Source organism: Bacillus sp. JJ783, assembly GCF_036963225.1.
GTDB lineage: Bacteria > Bacillota > Bacilli > Bacillales > Bacillaceae_G > Bacillus_A > Bacillus_A cereus_U.
This window is the reverse complement of the sequence record NZ_JBALMG010000077.1, coordinates 15,642-24,552: the sequence shown is the minus strand read 5'-3', so window position 1 is coordinate 24,552 and position 8,911 is coordinate 15,642. Positions and strand designations below refer to the sequence as shown.

The following is an 8,911-nucleotide window of genomic DNA, read 5'->3' as shown; positions in this document are numbered from 1 at the left end:
ATGCGGGTGTGGCGGAATTGGCAGACGCACCAGACTTAGGATCTGGCGCCTTTGGCGTGGGGGTTCGACTCCCTTCACCCGCACTTTTAATAAAATAACTCATACATGTCTTGCGGAAGTAGTTCAGTGGTAGAATACAACCTTGCCAAGGTTGGGGTCGCGGGTTCGAATCCCGTCTTCCGCTCCAATTTTCAATATGACATGCCGGGGTGGCGGAACAGGCAGACGCACAGGACTTAAAATCCTGCGGTGGGTGACCACCGTGCGGGTTCGACCCCCGCCCTCGGCACCATATGCGCCCGTAGCTCAATTGGATAGAGCGTTTGACTACGGATCAAGAGGTTAGGGGTTCGACTCCTCTCGGGCGCGCTTTTATTAACGGGAAGTGGCTCAGCTTGGTAGAGCACCTGGTTTGGGACCAGGGGGTCGCAGGTTCAAATCCTGTCTTCCCGATTTTCCCAAAAACATGGGGCCTTAGCTCAGCTGGGAGAGCGCCTGCCTTGCACGCAGGAGGTCAGCGGTTCGATCCCGCTAGGCTCCACTTTATTTTTATATGTCGGAGGTATACCCAAGTTCGGCTGAAGGGATCGGTCTTGAAAACCGACAGGCGGCGAGAGTCGCGCGGGGGTTCGAATCCCTCTACCTCCTCCATTTTTTTAAAAAGTGGTTTAGTTACATATAAAAATGAATAAGATATTAATTTTTCCTTCATGGAGGTATACCCAAGTTCGGCTGAAGGGATCGGTCTTGAAAACCGACAGGCGGCGAGAGTCGCGCGGGGGTTCGAATCCCTCTACCTCCTCCATTTATTTTTAAAACATAATATCGTCGCGGGGTGGAGCAGTACGGTAGCTCGTCGGGCTCATAATCCGAAGGTCGCAGGTTCAAATCCTGTCCCCGCAACCAATGGTCCCGTGGTGTAGTGGTTAACATGCCTGCCTGTCACGCAGGAGATCGCCGGTTCGACCCCGGTCGGGACCGCCATTTTATTATGGCTCGGTAGCTCAGTCGGTAGAGCAGAGGACTGAAAATCCTCGTGTCGGCGGTTCGATTCCGTCCCGAGCCACCATTTTTTGTTTTTTTTTATGCCGGCTTAGCTCAATTGGTAGAGCAACTGACTTGTAATCAGTAGGTTGGGGGTTCAAGTCCTCTAGCCGGCACCATGTAAGTTTCGGAGGGGTAGCGAAGTGGCTAAACGCGGCGGACTGTAAATCCGCTCCTTTGGGTTCGGCAGTTCGAATCTGCCCCCCTCCACCATTTTACATAGGGGCATAGTTTAAAGGTAGAACTGAGGTCTCCAAAACCTCCAGTGTGGGTTCAATTCCTACTGCCCCTGCCAAATATATAAACACAACATGGCGGTTGTGGCGAAGTGGTTAACGCACCGGATTGTGGCTCCGGCATTCGTGGGTTCAATTCCCATCAGTCGCCCCATTTTATTTTTAAAAATTACAAATAAATTAATGGATACTTACATATAATTAAGTAAAACTTCGGTGGGCTATAGCCAAGCGGTAAGGCAACGGACTTTGACTCCGTCATGCGCTGGTTCGAATCCAGCTAGCCCAGCCATTTTTGCGGAAGTAGTTCAGTGGTAGAATACAACCTTGCCAAGGTTGGGGTCGCGGGTTCGAATCCCGTCTTCCGCTCCATTTTAACTTCATATGGCGGCATAGCCAAGTGGTAAGGCAGAGGTCTGCAAAACCTTTACCACCGGTTCAAATCCGGTTGCCGCCTTTATTTTATGCCGATGTGGCGGAATTGGCAGACGCGCACGACTCAAAATCGTGTTCCTTCGGGAGTGTCGGTTCGACCCCGACCATCGGTATCGGTGACTTAAAAAAGACTCTAACAGAAATGTTAGAGTCTTTTTTGTTAAATTATGCTATGTGATTCTAAAATTCGTAATAAACTTAGGAATTCATGTATAATATAACTTGTCGAAAGAACAAAATGATAGTGATTTATATTATGTCTGTAATATGAATCAAAAATGAACTTTTTATATTTCTTTTAAAAATGTGTTGAATACACATTATATTTCATATTAATATTTTTATGTAGATTTAAAATGGGAAAGAGAGTGGAAAGTATGGGTCGTAAATGGAACAATATTAAAGAAAAAAAAGCATCAAAAGATGCAAATACAAGCCGTATATACGCGAAATTTGGACGTGAAATTTATGTGGCAGCAAAACAAGGCGAGCCAGATCCAGAATCAAACCAAACGTTAAGAGTTGTATTAGAACGTGCGAAAACATACAACGTGCCAAGAACAATTATTGACCGTGCGATTGAAAAGGCAAAAGGCGGTTCAGAAGAAAACTATGACGAGCTTCGTTATGAAGGCTTTGGACCAAACGGATCTATGGTAATTGTAGATACACTGACAAATAACGTAAACCGTACTGCAGCAGATGTACGAGCTGCATTTAGCAAAAACAGTGGTAACATGGGTGTAAACGGTTCTGTGGCTTACATGTTTGATGCGACAGCTGTTATCGGTCTTGAAGGTAAAACATCAGATGAAGTTCTTGAAATTTTAATGGAAGCAGATGTAGATGCACGTGACATTCTAGAAGAAGAAGATTCTGTTATCGTTTATGCTGAACCTGATCAGTTCCATTCAGTACAATCTGCACTTAAAAGTGCTGGTGTTGAAGAATTTACAGTTGCAGAATTAACAATGCTTGCACAAAGTGATGTAGAACTTCCTGAAGATGCTCAAGTACAATTTGAAAAAATGGTTGATGCATTAGAAGATTTAGAAGATGTACAACAAGTTTACCACAACGTAGACTTAGGAGAATAATAAGACAGGAGACCCTTTCGTTTAGCGAATAGGGTCTCTTTTTTATGGATTTTTTAAAGGTGTTTTTATTGTCGGGAGGGAATATGGTTATATGATATATATGAAATAATCGTATTTCTAGGAGGTATTTCTGTGGAGCATAAAACACCGAAGCATATTGTTGCTGTAGCAGGTTACTTAACAAATGAAAAGAATGAGGTGCTTTTAACGAAAGTGCACTGGCGAGCTGATACGTGGGAAATGCCTGGAGGACAGGTAGAAGAAGGGGAAGCGCTCGATCAAGCTGTTTGCAGAGAAATAATGGAGGAAACAGGATTAACTGTGAAGCCTATCGGAGTTACAGGGATTTATTATAATGCTTCTATGCATATTGTAGCTGTTGTTTTTAAAGTAGCATATGTTAGTGGTGAAATAAAAATTCAACCTGAAGAAATACAAGATGCTAAATTTGTTGCTTTAAACGAAGAGAACATTGATGAGTATATAACGCGTCCTCATATGAAATCAAGGACACTTGATGCGATGAAAGCAATGCATTTCATTCCATACGAAACATGGGAAGTTCAGCCATATAATCTTATAGGAAGATTGTAAAGTTTTGGTTAGTTATTTGAGGACATCTCAAATTGCTAACCTTTTCTTTATGTATACTGTTTCAGAAAAAGGTCACAATAATAAAGTGTAGGCTAATAAGTAGTGGAGGAAGCAGGGCTACTACCTAATTTTCTAGCTTTAGCCAAGTTTTGAGGGAGAAGTCTTACTGCCCAAAAATAGCGAGATAATGCGAAAGCTACTATTGATTTACGGAACGTTTGTTCTGTATAATAGTGATATATCATATATAATTAGATTGCTAGATGTTTAAAAGTATAAATGTATAAACTGATATAATAAAAGAATAAAGTGAAATTAAGGAGAGTCCTACTTCCTATAAATAGTATGATAAACAAATGTATATTCAATATTTCATATGAATAGTAGATAAAAAAGGACTGTGATACAATACACTTTTACACCTTACAATGTTGTAAGGTAGGTGTAAGAGAAATCGATGGGATATTCTTTTACAACAAGGTATTCTTAAATTAAGAGTTATATATGCTGTGTGGAAAAGAGGTGTTCGAGATGAAAGAACGAGTATTATCTAGAGTGAATTATCATCAAAAAGTTGCATTAAATCCATTAACTAAATTTCTTTATAAAGCCATTATATTATTATTATTGTTAAGTTTTGCATTATTATTCGTTGGAAATGTAATGATTGAGCGAAGTGATATTAGTAAATTACATGTACCGGCTAAGTTAGAGGTGCCAGAATCATTAACACACGCATTTATTGCGACGGAAGATAAAAGGTTTTATCATCATAACGGTTTAGACTATATAGCAATTATTCGAGCTTCTATTGAAAATATAAAAGCTGGTGGTGTTGTGCAAGGAGGAAGCACGATTACACAGCAGCTATCTAAAAATGCTTTTTTATCTAATGAACGTACATTTTCTCGTAAGTGGAAAGAAATTTTTTATACGAAAAAAATTGAACGTACATTCACAAAGGATGAGATTTTAAAATTATATGTGAGTAATATTTACTACGGAGAAGGAGCATGGGGAATTGAAAAAGCAGCAAACCTTTACTTCGGTAAAAAGGTGGATCAATTAACATTGGCAGAGAGTGCAATGATGGCTGCTGTAGTAAAAGCACCAGCTTATTACTCACCTGCACAAAATTATGATAAAGCAGTTGAGAGACGGAATGTAGTTTTAAGGCTAATGGAGAAAGAAGGGTATATAAATCATGATGAATATGTGCAAGCAGTTAGTGAGAAATTAGTAATTCGTCATGATATAAAAACAGAGCAATCCATGTTAAAAAATGCCCGTGAAAAAGCAGTAAGTTAAGAGAAGTTCCTATATAGGGACTTCTTTTTTTGAATAATTTGTGACAAATCGTGACACAATATCGTCACAAATGTTGTATTTTTGTAATTTATGTGAGCGTGTTCATTGCGTGACCTATGTAAGTATTGATATTATGTGTATTGTGTACAATGCTGTATACAGAATATGAATTTAAAGAGGAATGTATATGAAATCATCGAACAAACTCATGGTTCTTGGTGTAGTTTTTTCTATCGCAGTATTGATTGTAATCGGGACAATTGTGTATAGCATCATAAATGACAAGAAAGATAAAGGGAATGAGATGTTTGCTTATTCTACGCAACAATCTTTAGGGAAAGATGATGCTCCAGTTAAGGTAGTTGAATTTGGAGACTTCAAATGTCCTGCTTGTCGTACTTGGGATGTAACGGTATTACCACGATTAAAAGAAGAGTATATTGATAAAGGTAAAGTGCAGTTATATTTTATTAACTTCCCGTTTATCGGAAAAGACTCTGATTTAGGTGCAGCTGCCGGTGAAGCAATTTATAAACAAGATCAAGATTCATTCTGGATTTTCTATGATGAGATTTATCAAAATCAAAAGAAAGATACGGAAGAATGGATTACAGAAGAATTACTTCTTAATATTGTGAAAGAAAAGCTTCCGAAAATTAATGTAGAACAGTTTAAAAAAGATTTACACAGTAAAGAAATGAAAGACAAAGTACGTAAAGATTCAGATCGTGCTCAAAAATTAAAAGTTCAAGGTGCTCCTTCAGTATATATAAATGGGAATCTTGCAAACCCTGATTTCGATAGTATGAAGAAGGCGATTGATAAAGAATTGAAAAAGTGATGAGGTATCTCATCACTTTTTCGACTTTTTTCGATAAATTTCTTGCTTCGATTTTTTTTACATGCTATACTACTTTACATAAGTTATTTCAATATCTTATATTTATTCATATTTGCGGGTGTAGTTTAGTGGTAAAACAAGAGCCTTCCAAGCTCTGGTCGAGAGTTCGATTCTCTTCACCCGCTCCAAATTTTATTTAATGTTTTTCTGATAAATTGTGATCAACGCAGTGTTTCGTTTCTAAGATAAACGAAGCATTGCGTTTTTTTAATGTTTGAAAATCATAATTATATGCGAAAATAGAAGTAAAGAATATTATTCCAAAAGTGAATTGCTAACCAATATAGTCGTTACATAAGGGATGGATTCATCGGAGGAGGCGATAAAGAATGGATTTTGAACAATTAAAGCAAGATGTAATTGCGTATAGTAAAACGATTGGTATAGATAAAATAGGTTTTGCCAGTGCTTCACCATTTGAGGAGTTAAAGCAGCGTCTAATCCAGCAACAACAGTTGAATTATCAGTCTGGATTCGAAGAACCTGATATAGAGAAGAGAACGAATCCACAGCTATTGTTACCTGGTGCGAAATCAATTATTGCGATTGCTTTAGCGTACCCTTCAAAATTAAAAAATGCACCATTAAGTAAGCGTGGAGAACGTCGCGGGATTTTTTGTCGTGCTTCTTGGGGCCAAGATTATCACCTTGTTTTACGAGATCGTTTGCAAAAGTTAGAGGCGTATTTAATCGAAAAGCTTCCGGATATAGAAGTGAAATCAATGGTTGATACAGGGGAGCTAAGTGATCGAGCTGTTTCAGAGCGTGCCGGTATTGGATGGAGTGGTAAGAACTGCGCTATTATTACGCCGGAATTTGGTTCGTATGTATACTTAGGAGAAATGATTACGAATGTTCCATTCCCTCCTGATCGGCCAATAGAAGATCAATGTGGAAGTTGTACGAAATGTATTGATATTTGTCCTACAGGTGCTTTAGTACAAGGCGGCCAGTTGGACTCGAAGAAATGTATTGCATTTTTAACACAGACAAAAGGATTTCTGCCTGAAGAATATCGCGATAAAATAGGAAATCGTATATATGGATGTGATACGTGTCAGACTGTTTGTCCGAAAAATAAAGGAATGGATTTTCATAACCATCCTGAAATGGAGCCTGATCCTGAATTAGTTAAGCCATTATTAACACCACTTTTAACAATTAGTAATCGTGATTTTAAGGAAAAATATGGGGTTATGTCTGGTTCATGGAGAGGTAAAAAGCCATTGCAACGAAATGCTATTTTAGCACTTGCACATTTTAAAGAAACAGCAGCAATTCCTGATTTAATCGGTGTTATGAAAGATGATCCAAGACCAGTACTTCGGGGAACAGCAGCATGGGCACTTGGGAAAATTGGTGGAGACGGAGTAGGAGAAGACATTGAGAAAGCAATGGAACGTGAGAAAGATGAAGAGGTTCTTCATGAAATGAATCGTGGACTTGAATTGTTAGCACAGAAAAAAGAGTAGATAATATTTCCCTTTTTCATATTGTAATATGGGAGGGAGACGAAATGGTTGTAAAAGCGAATATTGAAAAGCAAGTGCAACAGTTTTTAGCATATATAACAGAGAAACGAACAGATGTAGATGGTATTGCAGTAGATCTGTTACAAATGGTACAGAGAAAGAAACAATTGTTTCAAAAGCGTAGTGCACATATAGTGAAAGCAACTGCAGATATTTCTTTCATTAGACAATTGAATAGTAATGAGCATCAAGAAATTGATTATCAAATACACTTGAAATATTTAATTAAGCATAAAGAATTATTTTATATCGAAGAGGAACAATTAAAACGACGAGTTTGTTTAAAAAATAGTCGTATAATAGATGATTATGCTCTTGAAGTGTCAGAAGAAATAGAAATAGGTGAAACGTTAGAACGGGAAGTCACGAAAGAAAAATACGGTTCATATCAATATAATCGTTTAGAGGCAGTGAAATATGCAGAGCGTTGGTGGGATGATCGCAATCCTGCATACCGTAATTTTCCTGATAATTGTACAAATTTCATTTCACAATGTCTGCACACTGGAGAAGTGCCAATGAATGGACATCCTAATATTCGTAAAGGGTGGTGGCAAAGGGGAAACCAGTGGAGTTGGAGCTGGGCTGTAGCACACTCTTTTTATTGGTATTTGTCAGGTGCTACAGCTGGTCTTCGAGCAGAAGCAGTAGAAAAGCCAGAAGACCTTATTCTTGGCGATGTAATTGCGTATGATTTTGAGGATGATGGTAGGTGGAATCATACGACAATTGTAGTAGCAAAAGACGCAGCTGGTATGCCGCTTGTAAATGCACATTCAGCGAATAGCCGCAGGCGTTATTGGAACTATGAAGACTCTAGTAAATATACACCACAAATGAAATATAAATTCTTTCATATTATTAATGGGTAGAGATTTTTCGTTCAAGTGGTATAATACGTAGTAGACAAAAAATAGAGGTGAATATCGCGTGGGAGTACATGTTGTTTTATATCAACCAGAAATTCCAGCAAATACAGGGAATATTGCACGTACTTGTGCAGCAACTGGAACAGAGTTACATTTGATTAGACCGCTTGGATTTTCAACGGATGACAAAATGTTAAAGCGTGCAGGACTAGATTATTGGCAGCACGTAAAAGTTACGTATTATGATTCAATCGAAGAATTTTATGAGAAAAATAAAGATGGTGAATTCTTCTATTTAACAAAGTATGGCGAGAAAGCTCATACAGCATTTGATTATAGCAAACGTGAGAAGGATTACTATTTCGTATTTGGAAGAGAAACAAATGGATTACCAGCTAATGTAATTGAAGAAAACTTCGATCATTGTTTACGTATTCCAATGACGGATAAAGTACGTTCATTAAATTTATCTAATACAGCAGCAATTTTAATTTATGAAGCGTTCCGTCAACAAAATTATCCAGGATTAGATTTAGAAATCGTTTATTAAAAGTCGCCATTTGGCGACTTTTTTATTTTTTTGAAAAAATATGTAATCATACATTTTAAAAAAGGTACATATTCATATAGAATGAGATATATGAATAAAAATAGATAAGACGGGTTGAGATAAATATGAAGGAACAATATAATAATCAAAATACCTTTTTAAGTATGATAGATATGGATTTAGTAAGACAGGGACTGTTACATGCTATTCAAGATTTAGTGTTTATTGTGAAAGTTATTGACGATGAAACTTTTAAATATATTTATGTGAATAAAATAGGAATGGATCACGCCAGGCTAGGGAAAGAATGTTATGGAAAAACTTTTGCAGAAGTATTACCAGAAG

The 8,911-nt window shown here is 37.8% G+C and carries 7 protein-coding genes, 20 tRNA genes and 1 pseudogene; all 28 read left to right on the top strand.

What is annotated here, in order from left to right; translation table 11 throughout:
- Positions 1 to 2 precede the first annotated feature (2 nt).
- Positions 3 to 83, top strand: a tRNA-Leu gene (locus V7038_RS17255).
- Positions 84 to 112: 29 nt separating this feature from the next.
- Positions 113 to 187 (top strand) — tRNA-Gly (locus V7038_RS17250).
- Between the two features lie 16 nt (positions 188 to 203).
- Positions 204 to 292: transfer RNA gene (locus V7038_RS17245), tRNA-Leu, on the top strand.
- 3 nt (positions 293 to 295) lie between these two features.
- Positions 296 to 369, top strand: a tRNA-Arg gene (locus V7038_RS17240).
- A 10-nt stretch (positions 370 to 379) separates the two neighbouring features.
- Positions 380 to 453: transfer RNA gene (locus V7038_RS17235), tRNA-Pro, on the top strand.
- A gap of 15 nt (positions 454 to 468) precedes the next feature.
- Positions 469 to 541 (top strand) — tRNA-Ala (locus tag V7038_RS17230).
- 17 nt (positions 542 to 558) lie between these two features.
- A tRNA-Ser gene (locus V7038_RS17225) sits at positions 559 to 651 on the top strand.
- A gap of 61 nt (positions 652 to 712) precedes the next feature.
- Positions 713 to 805 (top strand) — tRNA-Ser (locus V7038_RS17220).
- 24 nt (positions 806 to 829) lie between these two features.
- Positions 830 to 906, top strand: a tRNA-Met gene (locus V7038_RS17215).
- Positions 907 to 908: 2 nt separating this feature from the next.
- Positions 909 to 984 (top strand) — tRNA-Asp (locus V7038_RS17210).
- A gap of 9 nt (positions 985 to 993) precedes the next feature.
- Positions 994 to 1,069, top strand: a tRNA-Phe gene (locus V7038_RS17205).
- Positions 1,070 to 1,087: 18 nt separating this feature from the next.
- Positions 1,088 to 1,163 (top strand) — tRNA-Thr (locus V7038_RS17200).
- Positions 1,164 to 1,173: 10 nt separating this feature from the next.
- Positions 1,174 to 1,257, top strand: a tRNA-Tyr gene (locus tag V7038_RS17195).
- Between the two features lie 8 nt (positions 1,258 to 1,265).
- Positions 1,266 to 1,339 (top strand) — tRNA-Trp (locus tag V7038_RS17190).
- 19 nt (positions 1,340 to 1,358) lie between these two features.
- Positions 1,359 to 1,434: transfer RNA gene (locus V7038_RS17185), tRNA-His, on the top strand.
- Positions 1,435 to 1,497: 63 nt separating this feature from the next.
- Positions 1,498 to 1,572 (top strand) — tRNA-Gln (locus tag V7038_RS17180).
- A gap of 5 nt (positions 1,573 to 1,577) precedes the next feature.
- A tRNA-Gly gene (locus V7038_RS17175) sits at positions 1,578 to 1,652 on the top strand.
- 14 nt (positions 1,653 to 1,666) lie between these two features.
- Positions 1,667 to 1,737: transfer RNA gene (locus V7038_RS17170), tRNA-Cys, on the top strand.
- Between the two features lie 9 nt (positions 1,738 to 1,746).
- Positions 1,747 to 1,828 (top strand) — tRNA-Leu (locus V7038_RS17165).
- Between the two features lie 264 nt (positions 1,829 to 2,092).
- Entirely contained in the window at positions 2,093 to 2,812 is a 720-nt protein-coding gene (locus V7038_RS17160; protein WP_002201843.1) for a YebC/PmpR family DNA-binding transcriptional regulator, read from the top strand.
- A 132-nt stretch (positions 2,813 to 2,944) separates the two neighbouring features.
- The gene (locus V7038_RS17155) at positions 2,945 to 3,406 is read left to right on the top strand and encodes an NUDIX hydrolase (protein WP_002201842.1); all 462 of its coding nucleotides are present in this window, start codon (positions 2,945 to 2,947) and stop codon (positions 3,404 to 3,406) included.
- Positions 3,407 to 3,937: 531 nt separating this feature from the next.
- Entirely contained in the window at positions 3,938 to 4,714 is a 777-nt protein-coding gene (locus V7038_RS17150) for a transglycosylase domain-containing protein (protein ID WP_002113878.1), read from the top strand.
- A gap of 187 nt (positions 4,715 to 4,901) precedes the next feature.
- Positions 4,902 to 5,555 (top strand): DsbA family protein, encoded by a 654-nt coding sequence (locus V7038_RS17145; protein ID WP_002113880.1) that lies wholly within the window; start codon positions 4,902 to 4,904, stop codon positions 5,553 to 5,555.
- 114 nt (positions 5,556 to 5,669) lie between these two features.
- Positions 5,670 to 5,743, top strand: a tRNA-Gly gene (locus V7038_RS17140).
- A 201-nt stretch (positions 5,744 to 5,944) separates the two neighbouring features.
- Positions 5,945 to 7,087 carry a tRNA epoxyqueuosine(34) reductase QueG gene (gene queG / locus V7038_RS17135; protein WP_002113883.1) on the top strand — a complete coding sequence of 381 codons (1,143 nt, stop codon included), beginning with the start codon at positions 5,945 to 5,947 and terminating at the stop codon, positions 7,085 to 7,087.
- A 44-nt stretch (positions 7,088 to 7,131) separates the two neighbouring features.
- Positions 7,132 to 8,019 carry an amidase domain-containing protein gene (locus V7038_RS17130; RefSeq protein ID WP_002113884.1) on the top strand — a complete coding sequence of 296 codons (888 nt, stop codon included), beginning with the start codon at positions 7,132 to 7,134 and terminating at the stop codon, positions 8,017 to 8,019.
- Positions 8,020 to 8,077: 58 nt separating this feature from the next.
- Positions 8,078 to 8,566 (top strand): tRNA (uridine(34)/cytosine(34)/5-carboxymethylaminomethyluridine(34)-2'-O)-methyltransferase TrmL, encoded by a 489-nt coding sequence (gene trmL, locus V7038_RS17125; protein WP_000538149.1) that lies wholly within the window; start codon positions 8,078 to 8,080, stop codon positions 8,564 to 8,566.
- A gap of 125 nt (positions 8,567 to 8,691) precedes the next feature.
- Positions 8,692 to 8,911 (top strand): annotated as a pseudogene (locus tag V7038_RS17120) (GGDEF domain-containing protein); the annotation flags it as partial.